Raw genomic sequence first — 18,174 nt, 5'->3', positions numbered from 1 at the left:
GATGGGGGAGCGCCGCGACGCCGAGCACCGCAGGCCCACGACCGCGGTCGTCCTCCCCGGCATGGCCCCGTCGACGTGGCACGCCGTGGGGGCCTACATGACGAGCTCGGCGGAGGTGGAGGAGGCCGCCCGCGTCGCCGACCGGGCGGTCGGCTACGACATCCGGGCGGCCTTCCGCGACCTGCCCACGAGCTCCTACGACGCGCCCGCCCAGCTCGCCTTCCTGCTCAACACGATCGCGCTCGGCCGCGTCGTGCTCGAGCAGCAGGAGGACCCCGATGACGTCGTCCTGGTGCCCAGCAGCTTCGGCGCCTGGGCCGCGTGCGTGCTGTCCGGCGTGGCCGACCTCGCGGACGTCGCCCGCACGGTGCAGCTGATGGCCACCCGGGAGCAGGAGCTGAGTGCCTCGACGCTGCACGGGCTGGCGACCGTGTTCTTCTGCCGGCTCGACGGCACCACCGTCGCCGAGCTCGTCGCCTGGATGAAGGGGCACGGCTGCCACGCCGAACCCGCCCTCGACCTCGACCACGACCTCGTCGGCTACACGGTCGACGACGTGGACCGGATGCGGGCGGGCGTCGAGGCGCGCGGCGGCATCTGGCTGCACGAGATGCGGCCCGCGGTGCACAGCGTGCGCTCCGCCGAGCTCGCCGACCTCGCCGATGACCTGATCGCGCGGTGGCACCTGCACCCGGCGCGTCTGGCAGTGCTCAGCGACCACGACGGGACGAGGACGATGGCTCCTCGGGTCGTGGCCGGCCACGCCGCGGCGCAGTACGTCCGAGCCGTCGACTGGCCCCGCACCGTCGCCGCGCTGGTGAGCACGGGCGTGGAGCGGGCAGTGGTCGCGGGCCCCGCGAGCCTGTTCAACAAGGCGTTGCGACGTCATCTCCCGACGGTCGCCGTCACGCCGGACGACGAGGGCCGCGTCGTGTCGCGGTCCCTGCGGAGAGGGGAGGCTCGATGAGCCCGCGCCAGACACCCGAGGAGGGCACCAGCCCCGACACCGGCACCCCCGCCGTCGCGGCGCCGACGCCGGGCTCCGTCGCCACCCCGGCCATCCCCGACGAGGTTCCGCCTGCGCCCGACGTGCCGTCGGTCGCGCCGATCCGCCGGTTGCTCGGCCGCACCTCGGGGGAGGGCGACCGACGGCGCCTGGTCATCGTGGCAGCTGTCGTGATGTCGCTGGTCCTCCCGGCGTTCGCGATCGTCCAGCCGCTGATCGTCGCCGACCTCCTCGACCGGCTCGAGGCACGCGAGCCGTACGGGAGGACGCTCACGATGCTGGGCGTCGTCGTCGCCGGGGAGCTCGCCCTCGCCGGGGTGTACTTCTGGACGCTGAAGCGGCTCGCGGAGGACGTCATCCTCGACACGCGGCGCGCGATCATCACCCGCGTCCTGCGGATGCCGGTCGACCGCCTGCACGCCTACCGCAGCGGCGATCTGATGACCCGGCTCGGCAGCGACACGACGATGATGCAGTCGGTCTTCACGGCCGGCATCTTCAGCATCATCAGCAGCGCGACCCTGCTCGTCGGGTCGATGGTCGTGCTCTGGTTCCTCGATCCGCTGCTGATGGCGATCCTGGTCGGAACGGTGCTGGCGGTCGGCGTGCTGCTGGTGTTCCTCCTCGCCGCGGTGCGTCGCGTCTCCCGAGCGGTGCAGTACGAGGTCGGCGGCATGGTCTCGGAGTTCGAGACCAGCCTGAAGGGGCTGCGGACGATCCGGATCTTCGGCGCGTCCCGGCGCGTGTCGAACCGGGTCGCGCGGCGGGCCCGCCGGGCACATCGGCAGGGGCGGCGCCTGGCGGGGGTCCAGGCGGTCGTCGAGCCGACCGTCAACACGGCCATGCAGGCCGCGGTCACGGTCGTGCTGCTCATGGGCGGTATCCGGGTCTCCAGTGGTGCCATCTCCGTCGGTGAGCTGGTCGCGTTCGTGCTGTACGCCCTCGGCGTCGTGGTGCCGATGAGCGACGCCGCGCGTGCGCTGACCGCCGTCCAGGTCGGCCTGGCCGCCGTCGACCGGACCGAGGAGATCACCACCGAGCCCATCGAGCTGGCCGATCTGGGGATCGAGGAAGGAGCGGCCCCGGACCCGCACAGTCCGGTGACCGACCTGACGACGGCGCCGGCCGTCGAGCTGCGCCACGTCGACTTCGCCTATCCCGACGGGGAGGCCGTGCTGCACGGCGTCGACCTCGTGGCCCCGACCGGCGACCGGGTCGCGATCGTCGGCCCCTCCGGCAGCGGCAAGTCGACACTGCTGTCACTGATCGGTGGCCTGTACCGCGCCGACGGTGGCCAGGTCATGGTCGGCGGCCGTGACATCCTCGACGGGCCGATCGAGGAGGTGCGGGACCGGCTCGCGATCGTCGAGCAGGACGCGCCGATGCTCGCCGGGACGATCCGGGAGAACCTGCTGCTCGCGGCCCCGGACGCTGACGACGCGACGCTGTGCCGCGTCCTGAACGACGTGGGCCTGGGTGCCTTCGCCTCGGTCGAGGGGCTCGACCGCGAGGTCGGCGAGGGCGGAGCGGAGCTGTCGGGCGGGCAGCGCCAGCGGCTGGCGTGGGCCCGCGCCCTCGCGCGCAACTGCGACATCCTGCTGCTCGACGAGCCGACCTCCGCGCTCGACGCCCAGACCGAGTGGCGTCTGCAGAACCTGCTGAACTCTCGGCGGTTCCGTGCGATGACGGTGCTCGTCGTGGCCCACCGGCTCTCGACAGTCGTCGGGAGCGACAGCATCGTCGTGCTGGACCAGGGACGTGTCGTGGCGACGGGCACGCACGACTCCCTCGTCGAGACCTGCCGGCTCTACCGGGAGTTCGCGGCCCGCCAGGGCCTGGCCGACTCACCGAAGGCCACCTCCGAGCGCTCGGAGGAGCCCGAGGCCGGGGGTGGGGACGGGGTGGGCACCCAACGCGACGTCACGGCAGGGACCTGACCGGCTGGCTCTCGTCCGCTGCTGCTTCACCGGGCTCGACGGACTCCTCGGACCCGCCGGGCCGCGGCACGGCGCAGGCCAGCAGCGAGACGCGGAAGGCTTCGGTCAGCACGCGTGCGGAGACCTCGGTCGCGCGCGGGTCGCCGTCGTGGCCGTCCATGGCCAGCGCGAGCAGTCCCGGGCCCCGCGCTGTCTGATCGAGGCTCTTCAGCACTCCGGGCATGGCCGTCACGAAGGCGTCGATCACCTCGGCGAGCACACAGACGCAGTCGGAGACCTCGAACCCGAGGTGCTTGAGCTCGAAGGCCGCCAGGACCGGTGACTCCTCGGCGATCTCGATGTTCCCGCTCTGCGTGATGACGACGACCCCGTGCTTGAGCAGGTTGGCGACGACCACCGGGTGCTCGGCGGCCGATCGCCGCAGCAGGCGGAGGGCCGCCTGGTTCTGCATCGTGACGCGCGAGGGGAGGAAGTGGGCAGCGATCGCAGCCAGGTTGTACCCCTCGCGCTGGAGCGTCTTGATCTTCTCCAGGCGGTCGAGGTGGCGGCGGCCGTAGACGACCCGACGACCCTGCCGTCTCGGCGGCGCGAGCAGCCCGCGCGTCTGGTAGGCACGGATGGTGCGCACCGAGAGATGGGTGGCCGCAGCCAGCTGGTGGATGGAGTACTGCGCGAACGGGTCCTCCGGCGCCGGCGGCGTCTCCGGGGCTGATCGTCTGCTGACGGCCGGGCGGTCCGGGCGGGTCCCGTTCGTCGGTTCGGCGGGCGGCCCCTCGGCCCCTGGCCCGTTCGCGCGTCGGTCGAGGGGCGCAGCGCCGGCCGCCCCCCAGGCGGAGCTGGGCGGAATGAAGTGGTCGGGCATGTTCCCTCCCGGGAATTCAGCACTACTTCCCCGACGACCCGCCCCGATTCGGAAGGCGGAGAAGCTCTTCGCGTCGAATGCTACGTCCTCTTCACATTTTCGGGTGTACCGCGGGCAGAATTTTTTGCGATTGAATTTTGGACTTCGTCGCGCCCCCGAGCACCTCGCTCCGGGGTGCCGGCGCCCCCCGGCTCGCGGCGGTCATCGTGCGGTGGATCGCGTGATGTAGGAGGGTTGCCGGGCGGCCGGCTACACCCGTTGAGGTGAGGATCGCGAATGCCGGCGGTGACTTCCAATTCAACGTGACATGGATTCGTGGAATTGCTTGTCTTTTCCGGAGGGGCCCATTTATCGTCCGCATTCGGCTGACCGCCGGTGAGGGAGGGCCAGTGACGGGTGGCGCACTGCTCGGAGCGCTCGGGGTGCTGGCGCTCGTCGACAGCACCAGCATCGGGACCCTGGTACTCCCGCTGCTCATGCTCCTGGTGCCGCGGGTCCACGTGGGCTCCTACGTCGTCTACCTCCTGACCATCGCCGCGGCGTACGCCGTGGTCGGGGTGCTGCTGGTCAGCGGGGCGTCCTGGGTGACCTCCTGGGGTGCCGAGCTGGGCTCGTGGCGGTGGGTCCGACAGATCGAGCTCGGCGTCGGCCTCACGCTGTTCGCCGTCGGAGTCTTCGGCGACCCCCGGCGGTGGTTCGGACGCGGCGGGTCGGGAGCGGGGGACGGGCGTGAACGCCTGGAACGGTGGCACGGTCGGCTGCAGGGCGCGGCCGACGAGCGGGCGGCGTCCGGGCGCTACCGGGTGGTGGTCGGCGTCGCCCTCCTGGCGGCCGGCATCGAGGTCGCCTCGATGGTGCCGTTCTTCGCGGCGGCGGCACTGATCACCGCCGCCGGGCTGACGCCCGTGGAGCAGGTGGTCGTGGTCGTCGGCTACTGCCTCGTCATGGTCGCGCCGGCCGGCGTGCTGCTCGGCCTGCGGCTGGCGTTCGCCGGGGTCCTCCAGCGCCCACTGGCCCGGCTCTCGACCTGGATGCTGGACCACAGCGGCGGCGCCGTCTACTGGGTGCTCACGATCGTGGGCATCATCCTGGCCGCCGACGCCGGGGACGCCCTGACCTGAGCCCCTGAGCGGGGCCGAAATGAAGAAAAGGCCCCGTGGAGCCGGGGCCTTTCCAGTGTCCGAGGGGGGACTTGAACCCCCACGCCCTAATACGGGCACTAGCACCTCAAGCTAGCGCGTCTGCCAATTCCGCCACCCGGACGAGTGCGGTGGAACAGTAGCAAGGCCGCGCCCGGATCGCCGCATCGGCCCCCCACCGACTGATGGCATGCTGGTCGCATGCCGGACCAGCCCCAGCCCCAGGACCCCCGCCCCACGCCGGCGTACGACCCGGCCGCCGAGGTCGTGGAGGTGTGCCGCGACCTGATCCGCTTCGACACCTCGAACTACGGCGACGCCGAGGGACCGGGGGAGCGCAAGGCGGCGGAGTACGTCGCCGGGCTGCTCGCCGAGGTCGGGATCGAGCCCCGCCTCTACGAGTCGGCGCCCGGGCGCACGTCGGTCGTCGCCCACTGGGGCGGCTCGGGCACCGGACCGCACGCCCGCCACGACGCCCTGCTGCTGCACGGGCACCTCGACGTGGTGCCGGCCGCCGCCGAGGACTGGCAGGTCGACCCGTTCTCCGGCGAGGTCCAGGACGGCTACGTGTGGGGGCGCGGGGCGGTCGACATGAAGGACTTCGACGCGATGCTCCTCTCGGTCGTCCGGGCCCGCCAGCGCGCGGGACAGGCTCCGGAGCGGCCGGTGGTTCTGTGCTTCACCGCCGACGAGGAGGCCGGTGGCCACCAGGGCGCCCAGGTCCTCGTCGAGGAGCACCCCGAGGAGTTCGAGGGCGTGACCGAGGCCGTCGGCGAGGTCGGCGGCTTCAGCACCACCGTGCGGGGGCGCCGGGTCTACCTCGTCGAGGCCGCCGAGAAGGGCATGGCGTGGATGCGGCTCACCGCCCGCGGCCGCGCCGGGCACGGCTCGATGATCAACGACGACAACGCCGTGACCCGCCTGGCCAGCGCGGTCGCCCGGATCGGTGCGCACCGCTGGCCGGTGCGGCTCACCCCCACGATGGAGGTCCTCCTCGCCACCGTCGGCGAGCTGGCCGGGGTGGAGGCCACCCCGGAGAACGCGCGCTCCCTGGTCGAGGAGTTCGGCGGCGCCACCCGGATGCTCGGCGCCGTGATCAGCAACAGCGCCAACCCGACGATGCTGTCCGGCGGCTACAAGGTCAACGTGATCCCGACCGAGGCCACCGCGCACATCGACGGGCGGTTCCTCCCCGGCTACGAGGAGGAGTTCTTCGACACGCTGCGCGAGCTCATGGGCGACGGGGTGGAGATGGAGTTCCTCAGCCACCAGCAGCCGTGGGAGACGCCGTACGACGGGGACCTGGTGGCGGCGATGACCCGCTCGATCCTGGCCGAGGACGACGAGGCATTGGTCGCGCCGTACACGATGAGCGGCGGCACCGACGCCAAGCACTTCCGCAAGCTCGGGATGCGCTCCTACGGCTTCGCGCCGCTGCGGCTGCCGAGCGACCTGGACTTCACAGCGCTCTTCCACGGGGTGGACGAGCGGGTCCCCGTCGACGCCCTGGAGTTCGGGGCCCGGGTCTTCGACCGGTTCCTCGGCGAGGTCTGAGGGCCGCGCGGGCCGGGTCGGGTTGCCGTTTGATGACCAACGGCAGCCAGACCGGCCGGATCTCTGCCGTTTGTCACCAAACGGCAGGGGTCAGGCGGTCCGGACGGCGCGGATGATCTTGCGCCGCAGGACGACCCGTCGCACCCCGTCGGAGCCGATCCGGACCCGGTCCAGCTCCCAGCCGCCGTGCTCGGCGCGCTCCACGAGCAGTCGGGTCACCACGTTGCGGCTGAAGTCACGGTCGAACGTGACCTTGTCGAACTCCCACTCCACCCCGGGACGCGGGGGGCGGCGATAGGCGCGGGACACGCTGTCTCCCTTCGGTGCTCAGTCGCTGACGTCGTCGAGTGCCGCCACGATCTCCGGCGGCAGCTCCAGCTGCTCGACCCCCAGCGCGGCGCGCAGCTGCGTGGCAGTCCGCGCGCCCACGATCGGAGCCGTGACGCCGGGCCGGTCGCGGACCCAGGTCAGGGCCACCTCGAGGGGGGACCAGCCGAGTCCGTCCGCGGCGCGCGCCACGGCCTCCACGATCCCACGGCCGTCCTCGTCGAGGTAGGAGTCCACCCGGGCCGTCCAGGCCGGGTCGGCCGCCCGGGAGTCCCCGGGCGTGCCGGTGCGGTACTTGCCGGTGAGCACGCCGCCCGCGAGCGGAGACCAGGGCAGCACGCCCAGCCCGAGGGCCTGCGCGGCCGGGACGACCTCGGTCTCGACCGCACGCTCGAGCAGGTTGTACTGCACCTGCGTGGACGCCAGGGGAGTGCGGCCCGGCACCGCGCGCTGCCAGGTGGCGGCCTGGGCGGTCTGCCAGCCGGCGTAGTTGGAGATTCCGACGTACGACGCGCGCCCGGAGCTGACGGCGAGGTCCAGGGCGCTCAGCGTCTCCTCCAGCGGCGTCCGGTCGGACCACACGTGGACCTGCCAGAGGTCGACGTGGTCGACGCCGAGCCGGCGCAGCGAGCGGTCCAGGGTCGGGATCAGGTGCCCCCGGGAGGTGTCCACGCGGCGGCCGTCGCCGCGGCGTACCAGGCCCGCCTTGGTGGCCAGCACGATCTCGTCGCGGGCCACCACGTCGCCGATCAGCGAGCCGATCAGCTCCTCGGAGGCGCCGTCGCCGTAGCTGGCCGCGGTGTCGACCAGCGTCCCGCCGGCCTCGGCGAACGCGATCAGCTGGTCGCGTGCCTCGTGCTCGTCGGTGGCGCGTCCCCACGTCATCGTGCCCAGGCCCAGGCGCGACACCTGGAGCCCCGTCCGCCCCAGGGCCCTCGTCTGCATGGCACGACGGTAGTGGGCGGCGTGTCGCGAGCCGCGAGCGGCTCGCCCAGCGGGCACGCATAGGATGCGGCCCCGTGTGGGAACTCCTTCAGGCAGTCATTCTCGGGACGATCCAGGGGCTGACCGAGTTCCTGCCGATCTCCAGCAGCGCCCACCTGCGGATCCTCCCCGAGATGTTCGGGTGGGGGGACCCCGGCGCGGCCTTCACCGCGGTGATCCAGATCGGCACCGAGCTGGCCGTGCTGATCTACTTCCGCCACGACATCTGGCGGATCGGCTCGACCTGGCTGCGCTCGCTGTTCCGGCCCGAGTACCGCGGCCACCTCGACGCCCGGATGGGCTGGTTCATCATCATCGGCTCGCTGCCGATCGTGCTGCTCGGGGTCGCGCTCAAGGACGTCATCGAGTCGGACTTCCGCAGCCTGTGGATCATCGGGACGACGCTGATCGTGCTCGGCATCGTGCTCGGCGTCGCCGACCGGATCAGCAGCAACAGCAAGCAGATCCGGCAGATCACGCTGCGCGACGCCGTCCTGATGGGGCTGGCCCAGGCCTGCGCCCTGATCCCGGGGGTCTCCCGCTCCGGGGCGACGATCTCGATGGGCCGGTTCCTCGGCTACGAGCGGGAGGCCGCGACCCGGTACGCGTTCCTGCTCGCGATCCCGGCAGTGGTCGGCGCGGGCCTCTTCGAGCTCAAGGAGATCCCCGGCGGCGACAACCCGTACGGCTGGACGCCCACGATCGTCGCGACCGTCGTCTCCTTCGTCGTCGGGTACGCCGCGATCGCGTGGCTGCTGCGCTACGTCTCCACCCGCTCCTACGCGCCGTTCGTGCTCTACCGCATCGGGCTCGGCACGCTCACGCTGGTCCTCGTCGGGACCGGCGTGCTCGCCGCCTGAGCCGGGTCACAGCCACTTGGAGCGCTTGAACAGCACCCACAGCGCCACCGAGGACGTGACCATCAGCGTCAGTGCGAACGGGTAGCCGAAGGTCCAGTGCAGCTCGGGCATGTGCTCGAAGTTCATGCCGTAGACGCCGGCGATCAGCGTCGGCACCACGACCAGCGCGGCGTACGCCGAGATCGTGCGCATGTCGTCGTTCTGCTGCACCGAGATCCGCGCGGTGTGGGCGTCGAAGGCCGAGGAGAGCAGGCCGTCGAGGTTGTCGATGGTCTCCGCGACCCGGCTCAGGTGGTCGGCGACGTCCCGGAAGAACGGCTGGCTCTCCGCGTGGATCCCCTCCACCCGGCCGGCCGCGAAGTTCTGGATCGGGAGCCGGAGCGGGAGCACCGCGCGGCGTACCTCGGCGATCTCGCGCTTGAGCGTGTAGATGCGCTCGGCGTCGCGGGTGCGCAGCGACGAGAAGACCGACTGCTCGACCTCGTCCACGTCCTCCTCCAGGGAGGCGGCCACCAGCTGGTACTCGTCGACGACCAGGTCGCAGACCGCGTAGACGACCGCCGAGGTCCCCTGGGAGAGCACGCCAGAGGCGCCCTCGAGGTAGGCGCGGGCGGACTGCAGGCCGTTGCCCTCCCCGTGGCGGACCGTGACGATGTAGCCCGGGCCGATGAACAGGTTGATCTCCCCGGTCTCGACGGCGTCCTCGAGGTCGACGTACCAGAGCGTCTTGAGGACCAGGAACAGCCCGTCGCCGTAGTGCTCGAGCTTCGGGCGCTGGTGGGCGTTGACCGCGTCCTCCACCGCCAGCGGATGGAGGTCGAACTGACGGGCCACGGCGCCCATCTCCTCGGGCGTGGGCTCGTGCAGCCCCACCCAGACGAAGGACCCCTCTCCGGTGGCGCGCTCCCGCGCCTCGGCCAGCTGCGTCACGTCGACCTGCCCGGGCACCCGGGCGCCCCCGCGATAGAGCGCGCTCTCCACGATCACGCGCCGACTGTACGCCGGATACGCTCCCCGCCATGGCAACGGTGATCCTCCTGCGACACGGGCGGACGACCGCCAACGCCTCCGGCACCCTGGCCGGGCGCACGCCCGGCGTGAAGCTCGACGCGATCGGCCGCGGCCAGGCGGCGCGGGCGGGGGAGCGGCTCGGCGGGGTACGGCTCGCGAGCGTGGTCAGCAGCCCCCTGGAGCGCTGCCGCCAGACGGCGCGACTGGTGCTCGCGGCCCAGTCGGAAGCCCCCGAGCTCCGCACCGAGCGCGGCATTACCGAGTGCGACTACGGCGAGTGGCAGGGCCGCTCGCTGGGGGAGCTGGCCAAGGAGAAGCTCTGGAAGGTGGTGCAGACCCAGCCCTCGGCGGCCGTGTTCCCCGGGGGCGAGTCGCTGCCGGCGATGCAGGCGCGCGCCGTGACCGCCGTACGCCGTCTGGACGCCGAGCTGGAGTCCGCCCACGGGCCGGGCGCCGTGTGGTGCGCGGTCAGCCACGGCGACATCATCAAGTCGGTGCTCGCCGACGCGCTGGGGATGCACCTGGACCTGTTCCAGCGCATCAACGTCGACCCCGCCTCGATCTCGATCATCCGCTACACCGAGTCCCGCCCCTACGTGCTGGCCACCAACACCCACGCCGGCGACCTGTCCTGGCTGTCGGCCCCGCCCGCGAAGGCCCGGCGCGGGTCGCGCTCCGCCGAGCCGTCCACCGCGGGGTCCGACGGCGTGGTCGGCGGCGGCGCGGGGCCGGCCGGGACATAGGCTGGACGGCATGCCCCTCGTGCACGGCTTCGACCCGCCGGAACGCTTCGTCACCGGGACCGTCGGTCCTCCCGGATCGCGCGCCTTCTTCCTCCAGGCCCGCAGCGGCGCCCGGCTGGTCAGCGTGGCTGTCGAGAAGCAGCAGGTGGCCGCCCTCGCGGAGCGGGTCGAGGAGCTCCTGGACCAGGTGATGGCGAGCGAGGAGCACGAGTCGGTGATCCCGGCGGTCGCGCCGCTGGCCCTCGACGACACCGCGCCCCTCGAGCAGCCGATCGACGAGGAGTTCCGCGCCGGCACCATGACCCTGTCGTGGGACCCGGCCGACGAGCGCGTCGTGATCGAGGTGTTCCCGTTCTCCGAGGCCGCCGTGGTCTCCCCGGACCAGCTCGACGAGGACATCGAGGACCTCGTCGAGCCCGAGCCCGAGGAGGTCATGCTGGTGCGCCTGCCGCCCGGCGCGGCCCGCGCCTTCGTCAAGCGCAGCGCGCAGGTCCTCGACGCCGGCCGGCCGAGCTGCCCGTTCTGCGGCAACCCGATCGACCCCGAGGGCCACCTGTGCGTGCGGGCCAACGGGTTCCGCCGCCGGGACCCGTGAGCGAGCGCGTGGAGGACGAGCCGTGCCCGGAGCCGGCGCAGCTCCAGGACGGCGAGATCGTCCTCCACGGCCGGATCATGCCGGCCTCCAACGCCACGTTCCTCGGCCAGATCGGCGACCGGCGGGTGGTCTACAAGCCGATCGCGGGGGAGCGGCCGCTGTGGGACTTTCCCGACGGGCACCTCGCCCACCGGGAGGTCGCGGCGTACGCCGTCTCCGAGGCGCTCGGCTGGAACGTCGTGCCCCGGACCTGGCTGCGCGCGGGCCCGCACGGGCCGGGCATGGTCCAGCTCTGGCAGGAGCCGGACCCCGAGCAGGAGGCGGTCACGCTGGTCCGTGAGGGCGAGGTGCCGCCGGGCTGGCGCCACGTCTTCGACGGCATCGACGGCCACGACCGGCCGGTGTCGCTGGTCCACGAGGACTCCGAGCCGCTGCGCCGGATGGCGATCTTCGACGTCGTGGTCAACAACGCCGACCGCAAGGGCGGGCACGTCCTCGCGATGAGCGACGGGCACCGCTTCGGCGTGGACCACGGCATCGCGCTGCACCACGAGCCGAAGCTGCGCACGGTCCTGTGGGGCTGGCTCGGGGAGCCGCTGAGCGACGCCGAGCTCGACGCCGTACGCCGTCTGGAGGCCGCGGTCCGCGGTGCGCTCGGCGACGTCCTCGCCCCGCTCCTCACCGACGTCGAGGTCGAGGCGCTGGCCCGGCGCTGCCGACGGCTGACCGACGCGGGCGTGCTGCCCGAGCCCCGCGGCGAGTGGCCGGCCATCCCGTGGCCGCCGTTCTGAACCTCCTCCTCTAGAGTTCGGGACATGCGTTCCTGGCCGTCCCCGGAGATCCCTGTCCTGCCCGTCCAGGGCCCACCGGTCGCTCTCCACGACACCGCCACCGGGACGCTGGTGACCACGCGCCCCGAGGGGGCGGCCCGGATGTACGTCTGCGGCATCACGCCCTACGACGCCACGCACCTGGGGCACGCCGCGACGTACCTCGGCTTCGACCTGCTCAACCGGGCCTGGCGCAACGCCGGCCACGAGGTCAGGTACGTGCAGAACGTGACCGACGTCGACGACCCGCTCCTGGAGCGCGCCACGAAGGTCAAGGTCGACTGGGTCGAGCTGGCCGAGCGCGAGACCGAGCTGTTCCGCCAGGACATGACCGCGCTGCGGGTGCTCGCCCCCGACCACTACATCGGCGCTGTGGAGTCGATCCCGCTCGTGGTCTCGCTGATCGAGCGGCTGCAGGAGGTCGGCGCGATCTACCGCGTCGAGGACGACCTCTACATGTCCGTGACCGCGGACCCGGCGTTCGGCGCCGAGTCGCGGCTGGACCGCGACACGATGCTGCGGCTCTTCCCCGAGCGCGGCGGCGACCCTGACCGGCCCGGCAAGAAGGACCCCCTCGACTGCGTCGTCTGGCGCGGCGAGCGCCCCGGCGAGCCGTCCTGGCCGAGCCCGTTCGGGCCGGGCCGCCCGGGATGGCACGTCGAGTGCACAGCGATCGCGCTGGAGTACCTCGGCGCGGCCTTCGACGTCCAGGGCGGCGGCAGCGACCTGATCTTCCCGCACCACGAGATGTGCGCCGGCCACGCCCAGGTCGCCGAGCCGGGCACGGCGTTCGCGAAGGTCTACGCCCACGCCGGCATGGTCGGCTACGACGGCGAGAAGATGTCGAAGTCGCGCGGCAACCTGGTGTTCGTCTCGGCGCTGCGCAACAGCGACGTCGACCCGATGGCGATCCGCCTCGCGCTGCTGCGCCACCACTACCGCGCCGACTGGGAGTGGACCGACGCCGAGCTGTGGGACGCCGTCGACACGATCGCCGACTGGCGTCGGGCCCTGGCGCTGGGCGCCGGCGCCCCGGCCGCGCCGGTGGTCACCGAGGTGCTCACCGCCCTCGCCAGCGACCTGGACGCCCCGCGCGCCATCGCCGCCGTCGACGCCTGGGTCCGCGCCACCCTCGGCACCGACGGGTTGGCCGAGAACAGCGACCCCGACGCCGCCGTCACCATGCTGGCGCTGCTGGACGCCGCGCTCGGTCTGTCGCTCTGAGGCGCTGGGCTCTGAGGCGCTGGGCCCGGCGTACCTGACCGGGCCGGGGGCCTGTCGTTTGATGACAAACGACGCTGCGGAGGCCGGTTCCTCTGCCGTTTGTCATCAAACGGCAGCCCGATCACCGCGAGCCGGCACCCTCAGCCGTCGTCTTGCCGCCGCTTGAGGTACCGCTCGAACTCCCGCGCGATGGCCTCGCCGGAGGCCTCCGGCAGGTCGGTGGTGTCGCGGGTCTCCTCCAGCGCCCGGACGTAGTCGGCGACGTCCTCGTCCTCCTCGGCGAGCTCGTCGACGCCGCGCTCCCAGGCGCGGGCGTCCTCGGGGAGGTCGCCGAGCGGGATGCTGACCTCGAGGAGGTCCTCGAGCTGGCCGATCAGCGCCAGCGTGGCCTTGGGGCACGGCGGCTGGGCGACGTAGTGCGGGACGGCGGCCCAGTACGACACCGACGGGATGTCCAGGAGCGTGCAGGCGTCCTGGAGCACGCCGAGCACACCGGTCGGGCCCTCGTACGTCGCCGGGTCGAGCTTGAGCCGGTCGACCAGCTCGGGCTCGGTGGCGGTGCCGGTGACGGGGATGGGCCGGGTGTGGGGGGTGTCGGCGAGCAGCGCGCCGAGCGTGATGACCAGCTCCCCGCCGAGGTCGTCGCAGGCGGCCAGGATCTCGGCGCAGAACTGCCGCCAGCGCATGTTCGGCTCGATGCCGCGCACCAGGATCACGTCCCGGTCCAGGTCCGGCGGAGAGGCGATCGCGATCCGGGTCGTCGGCCAGCTCAGCCGGCGGTGACCGTGCTCGTCGGTGCCGACGACCGGCCGGTTCACCTGGAAGTCGTAGAAGTCCTCGGGGTCGATCGCGCCGACCACCCGGGCGTTCCAGACGGTCATCAGGTGGTCGACGACCGCCGAGGCCGCGTCGGCGGCGTCGTTCCAGCCCTCGAAGGCGGCGATGACCACGGGCTCGACCAGGCCGGGGGCGTCCTCGATCTCGATCACCCGGTCAGCCTAGTTCGGGTGGTGCACCGCGGCCCCGGCAACCGTCGGTTCCGCGATTTCGCCGGCCCCCGGCGCCGGTGTCACGATGTGGAAGTCGTGTCCGTCACGCGGACGCGCTTCTACGCTGGACGGTGCCCGGGCCGCGGCGGCCCGAGAAGGAGCGAGTGTGAGCCCCACCAACGTCGAAGCGTCCTGGCGCCCGGATCCCACCGAGGCGCTGACCGCGACCCTGCGCGAGCGGATCATGGTCCTCGACGGCGCGATGGGCACCGCGATCCAGCGCGATCGCCCCGACGAGGCCGGCTACCGCGGCGAGCGGTTCCGCGACTGGCCCAGCGACGTGCAGGGCAACAACGACCTGCTCACGCTCACCCAGCCTGCGATCATCCGCGACATCCACGCCGAGTACCTCGAGTCCGGCGCGGACATCATCGAGACCAACACCTTCAACGCCAACGCCGTGTCCCTGGCCGACTACGGCATGGAGGAGCTCGCCTACGAGCTCAACCACGCCGCCGCGCGGCTGGCCCGCGAGGCCGCCGACGCCGCGTCGACGCCGCAGCGGCCCCGGTACGTCGCCGGCGCCCTGGGCCCGACCACCCGGACCGCCTCGATCTCCCCGGACGTCAACGACCCGGGGGCCCGCAACGTCTCCTACGACCAGCTCGCCGCGGCGTACCTCACCGCAGCCCGGGGGCTCGTCGACGGCGGCGCGGACCTGCTGGTGATCGAGACGATCTTCGACACCCTCAACGCCAAGGCCGCGATCTTCGCGGTCGAGACGCTCTTCGAGGAGACCGGGCGCCGCTGGCCGGTGATCATCTCCGGCACCATCACCGACGCCTCCGGCCGAACCCTGTCCGGGCAGACCACCGAGGCGTTCTGGAACTCGGTGCGCCACGCCCGCCCGCTCGCGGTGGGCCTGAACTGCGCGCTCGGCGCCCGGGAGATGCGCCCCTACATCGCCGAGCTCTCCCGGCTCGCGGACACGTTCGTGTCCTGCTATCCCAACGCCGGCCTGCCCAACGCGTTCGGGGAGTACGACGAGGCAGCCGAGGAGACCGCGGCCGTGGTGGCGGAGTTCGCCGACGCCGGGTTCGTCAACCTCGTCGGCGGCTGCTGCGGCACCACGCCCGAGCACATCGCGGCGATCGCCGCCGCCGTCGCGGACCGGCCCGGCCGCGAGCCGGTCACCGCCGAGCCCGCCCTGCGACTCTCGGGCCTGGAGCCGTTCACGGTCACCGAGGACAGCCTGTTCGTCAACGTCGGCGAGCGCACCAACATCACCGGCTCCGCGCGGTTCCGCAACCTGATCAAGGCCGGCGACTACGACGCAGCCCTCTCCGTGGCCGGCCAGCAGGTCGAGAACGGCGCGCAGGTCATCGACATCAACATGGACGAGGGGATGATCGACGGCGTCGCCGCCATGGACCGCTTCACGAAGCTGGTCGCGAGCGAGCCCGACATCAGCCGAGTCCCGGTGATGGTCGACTCCTCGAAGTGGGAGGTCATCGAGGCCGGCCTGAAGAACATCCAGGGCAAGGCCATCGTCAACTCGATCTCGATGAAGGAGGGCGAGGAGGCGTTCGTCGCCCACGCCCGCCTGTGCAAGCAGTACGGCGCGGCAGTGGTCGTGATGGCCTTCGACGAGGACGGCCAGGCCGACAACCTCGAGCGCCGCAAGGCGATCTGCGAGCGGGCCTACCGGATCCTGGTCGACCAGGTGGGCTTCCCGGCCGAGGACATCATCTTCGACCCGAACGTCTTCGCGATCGCCACCGGCATCGAGGAGCACGCGACGTACGGCCAGGACTTCATCGACGCGACCCGCTGGATCAAGCAGAACCTGCCCGGCGCGAAGATCTCCGGCGGCATCTCCAACGTGAGCTTCTCCTTCCGCGGCAACAACCCGGTCCGGGAGGCCATCCACGCGGTGTTCCTCTTCCACGCGATCGCCGCCGGGCTGGACATGGGCATCGTGAACGCCGGGGCGCTGGTGGTCTACGACCAAGTCGACCCGGAGCTGCGCGAGCGCATCGAGGACGTCGTGCTGAACCGGCGCCCGGACGCCGCGGAGCGGCTGCTGGAGATCGCCGAGACCCACAACCGCGCCGGTGAGCAGGTCGAGGCGGCCGCCGCCGAGTGGCGCTCGCTCCCGGTCGGCGAGCGGATCACGCACGCGCTGGTGAAGGGCATCGACGCGCACGTCGAGGCCGACACCGAGGAGCTGCGCGCCGAGATCGCCGCCCGCAGTGGACGGCCGATCGAGGTGATCGAGGGGCCGCTGATGGACGGCATGAACGTGGTCGGCGACCTGTTCGGCGCCGGCAAGATGTTCCTGCCCCAGGTCGTGAAGTCCGCACGGGTGATGAAGAAGGCAGTGGCCTACCTGATCCCGTTCATCGAGCAGGAGAAGCTCGACAACCCCCAGTACGCCACGGCCAAGGACACCAACGGCACGATCGTGATGGCGACGGTCAAGGGCGATGTCCACGACATCGGCAAGAACATCGTCGGCGTGGTGCTGCAGTGCAACAACTTCGAGGTCATCGATCTCGGCGTGATGGTGCCGGCGCAGAAGATCCTCGACACCGCCCAGGAGGTCGGCGCGGACGCCGTCGGACTGTCCGGGTTGATCACGCCGTCGCTGGACGAGATGGTCGGCGTCGCCGCGGAGATGCAGCGCCGCGGGTTCACGATCCCGCTGATGATCGGCGGCGCGACGACGTCGCGGGCGCACACCGCCGTCAAGGTGGACGGCAAGTACGACGCGCCGGTGGTCTGGGTCAAGGACGCCTCCCGCTCGGTCCCGACCCTGGCCGCGCTGCTCAGCGACGCCCAGCGGCCGAAGCTGCTCGCCGACCTCAAGGCCGACTACGACTCGCTGCGCGAGCGGCACGCCGCCAAGCACGACCGCCCGATGCTCACGCTCGAGGCGGCCCGCGCGAACCGCACACCGATCGACTGGACCGGCTACCAGCCGCCCGCGCCGCGGCAGCCCGGGATCCACGTCCTGGAGGGCTACGACCTCGCCGAGCTGCGCGAGTACATCGACTGGCAGCCGTTCTTCAACGCCTGGGAGATGAAGGGCCGGTTCCCCGACATCCTCAACAACCCGGCCGCGGGGGAGGCGGCGCGAGCCCTGTACGACGACGCCCAGGCGATGCTCGACCGGATCGTCGCGGAGGGCTGGCTGACCGCGAACGCCGTCTTCGGGTTCTTCCCCGCCAACGCCGTCGGCGACGACATCGTCCTCTACAGCGACGACTCCCGCGAGACCGAGCTCAGCACGCTGCACAACCTGCGCCAGCAGAGCCAGCACCGGCCCGGGATCCCGAACCGGTCGCTGGGCGACTACGTCGCGCCGGCCGAGACCGGCCTCGCCGACCACGTCGGCGCGTTCGCGGTCACGGCGGGCCTGGGCTCGCAGGACCGGATCGCGGCGTTCAAGGCCGCGCAGGACGACTACTCCGCGATCCTCCTGGAGTCCCTGGCCGACCGGCTCGCCGAGGCGTTCGCCGAGCGGCTGCACGAGCGGGTGCGTACCGAGTTCTGGGGCCACCAGCCGACCGAGTCGCTGTCCAACGAGGACCTGATCGCCGAGCGCTACACCGGCATCCGGCCCGCGCCGGGCTACCCGGCCTGCCCCGAGCACACCGAGAAGCGCACCCTGTGGTCGTTGCTGGACGTCGAGCAGCGCGCCGGCATCGAGCTGACCGAGTCGATGGCGATGTGGCCCGGTGCCGCGGTCTCCGGCTGGTACTTCTCCCACCCGGAGTCGCAGTACTTCGTGGTGGGCCGCCTCGGGCGCGACCAGGTCGCCGACTACGCCGAGCGCAAGGGCTGGACCCTCGCCGAGGCCGAGAAGTGGCTCTCCCCGAACCTGGGCTACGACCCCGACGACTGAGCCGGCCGCCGAGGCGTGCCGATTGGTGACAAACGGCAGTCGCCAGGCCGGAAATGCCGCCGAATGTGCACAATCGGCAGCCCCGGCGTCGGCCCTCCGGGACCTGGCCGGCAGACCAGGCAGACCAGGCTGGGGCGTGCGGGCCCTTGGAGATGCTCCGGCCCACACGTGGGCCGGAGCCAGCGGGGGAGGCGCGGCCGAGGACG

15 protein-coding genes and 1 tRNA gene are annotated in these 18,174 nt (G+C 72.2%); 10 read left to right on the top strand and 6 right to left on the bottom strand.

Going from position 1 to position 18,174, the window contains the following annotated elements:
- Position 1 precedes the first annotated feature (1 nt).
- Both EBO35_RS10040 and EBO35_RS10035 read left to right on the top strand, forming a co-directional pair.
- A complete protein-coding gene (locus EBO35_RS10040; RefSeq protein ID WP_127481010.1) occupies positions 2 to 967 on the top strand; it encodes a hypothetical protein in 966 nt (321 codons plus the stop codon).
- Positions 964 to 2,943 carry an ABC transporter ATP-binding protein gene (locus tag EBO35_RS10035; protein ID WP_122817587.1) on the top strand — a complete coding sequence of 660 codons (1,980 nt, stop codon included), beginning with the start codon at positions 964 to 966 and terminating at the stop codon, positions 2,941 to 2,943. Before EBO35_RS10040 ends, EBO35_RS10035 begins: the two co-directional genes overlap by 4 nt.
- On the opposite strand, the gene EBO35_RS10030 is transcribed toward EBO35_RS10035, so the two are convergent.
- A complete protein-coding gene (locus EBO35_RS10030; protein ID WP_122817586.1) occupies positions 2,927 to 3,805 on the bottom strand; it encodes a helix-turn-helix domain-containing protein in 879 nt (292 codons plus the stop codon). The two genes, EBO35_RS10035 and EBO35_RS10030, sit on opposite strands and share 17 nt — an antisense overlap.
- Before the next feature lie 389 nt (positions 3,806 to 4,194).
- Between EBO35_RS10030 and EBO35_RS10025 the strand changes: the two genes are divergently transcribed.
- Positions 4,195 to 4,926 (top strand): GAP family protein, encoded by a 732-nt coding sequence (locus EBO35_RS10025; protein ID WP_164477897.1) that lies wholly within the window; start codon positions 4,195 to 4,197, stop codon positions 4,924 to 4,926.
- Positions 4,927 to 4,982: 56 nt separating this feature from the next.
- Here EBO35_RS10025 and EBO35_RS10020 read toward each other — a convergent pair.
- Positions 4,983 to 5,068 (bottom strand) — tRNA-Leu (locus EBO35_RS10020).
- A 77-nt stretch (positions 5,069 to 5,145) separates the two neighbouring features.
- Between EBO35_RS10020 and EBO35_RS10015 the strand changes: the two genes are divergently transcribed.
- A complete protein-coding gene (locus EBO35_RS10015; protein ID WP_122817584.1) occupies positions 5,146 to 6,498 on the top strand; it encodes a M20/M25/M40 family metallo-hydrolase in 1,353 nt (450 codons plus the stop codon).
- A 90-nt stretch (positions 6,499 to 6,588) separates the two neighbouring features.
- Here the strand turns inward: EBO35_RS10015 and EBO35_RS10010 are convergent, their stop codons facing one another.
- A complete protein-coding gene (locus tag EBO35_RS10010; protein WP_396954322.1) occupies positions 6,589 to 6,807 on the bottom strand; it encodes a DUF5703 family protein in 219 nt (72 codons plus the stop codon).
- A gap of 18 nt (positions 6,808 to 6,825) precedes the next feature.
- Positions 6,826 to 7,770 carry an aldo/keto reductase gene (locus EBO35_RS10005; protein WP_122817582.1) on the bottom strand — a complete coding sequence of 315 codons (945 nt, stop codon included), beginning with the start codon at positions 7,768 to 7,770 and terminating at the stop codon, positions 6,826 to 6,828.
- A 74-nt stretch (positions 7,771 to 7,844) separates the two neighbouring features.
- Between EBO35_RS10005 and EBO35_RS10000 the strand changes: the two genes are divergently transcribed.
- The gene (locus EBO35_RS10000; RefSeq protein ID WP_122817581.1) at positions 7,845 to 8,669 is read left to right on the top strand and encodes an undecaprenyl-diphosphate phosphatase; all 825 of its coding nucleotides are present in this window, start codon (positions 7,845 to 7,847) and stop codon (positions 8,667 to 8,669) included.
- 6 nt (positions 8,670 to 8,675) lie between these two features.
- Here EBO35_RS10000 and corA read toward each other — a convergent pair whose 3' ends face one another.
- On the bottom strand, positions 8,676 to 9,656 hold the full coding sequence (gene corA, locus EBO35_RS09995; protein WP_122817580.1) for a magnesium/cobalt transporter CorA: 981 nt from the start codon (positions 9,654 to 9,656) through the stop codon (positions 8,676 to 8,678).
- Between the two features lie 32 nt (positions 9,657 to 9,688).
- On the opposite strand from corA, the gene EBO35_RS09990 reads away from it, so the two are divergent.
- Genes EBO35_RS09990 through mshC form a run of 4 tightly spaced genes read left to right on the top strand, consistent with a single transcriptional unit; the run spans position 9,689 to position 13,072 of the window.
- Positions 9,689 to 10,423 carry a histidine phosphatase family protein gene (locus tag EBO35_RS09990; protein ID WP_122817579.1) on the top strand — a complete coding sequence of 245 codons (735 nt, stop codon included), beginning with the start codon at positions 9,689 to 9,691 and terminating at the stop codon, positions 10,421 to 10,423.
- Between the two features lie 10 nt (positions 10,424 to 10,433).
- On the top strand, positions 10,434 to 11,018 hold the full coding sequence (locus tag EBO35_RS09985; RefSeq protein ID WP_122817578.1) for a DUF3090 domain-containing protein: 585 nt from the start codon (positions 10,434 to 10,436) through the stop codon (positions 11,016 to 11,018).
- On the top strand, positions 11,015 to 11,809 hold the full coding sequence (locus EBO35_RS09980; protein WP_263457628.1) for an SCO1664 family protein: 795 nt from the start codon (positions 11,015 to 11,017) through the stop codon (positions 11,807 to 11,809). Before EBO35_RS09985 ends, EBO35_RS09980 begins: the two co-directional genes overlap by 4 nt.
- 24 nt (positions 11,810 to 11,833) lie before the next feature.
- On the top strand, positions 11,834 to 13,072 hold the full coding sequence (gene mshC / locus EBO35_RS09975) for a cysteine--1-D-myo-inosityl 2-amino-2-deoxy-alpha-D-glucopyranoside ligase (RefSeq protein ID WP_122817577.1): 1,239 nt from the start codon (positions 11,834 to 11,836) through the stop codon (positions 13,070 to 13,072).
- Between the two features lie 140 nt (positions 13,073 to 13,212).
- Here the strand turns inward: mshC and EBO35_RS09970 are convergent, their stop codons facing one another.
- Entirely contained in the window at positions 13,213 to 14,061 is an 849-nt protein-coding gene (locus EBO35_RS09970; protein WP_122817576.1) for a PAC2 family protein, read from the bottom strand.
- A 166-nt stretch (positions 14,062 to 14,227) separates the two neighbouring features.
- Here EBO35_RS09970 and metH point away from each other — a divergent pair, with 166 nt between their 5' ends.
- On the top strand, positions 14,228 to 17,968 hold the full coding sequence (gene metH, locus EBO35_RS09965) for a methionine synthase (protein WP_263457627.1): 3,741 nt from the start codon (positions 14,228 to 14,230) through the stop codon (positions 17,966 to 17,968).
- The last annotated feature ends 206 nt before the right edge of the window (positions 17,969 to 18,174 follow it).

Source organism: Nocardioides pantholopis (assembly GCF_003710085.1).
Lineage (GTDB): Bacteria > Actinomycetota > Actinomycetes > Propionibacteriales > Nocardioidaceae > Nocardioides > Nocardioides pantholopis.
The sequence above is the reverse complement of the archived record's forward strand: the minus strand, read 5'-3'. Positions and strand labels throughout refer to the sequence as shown.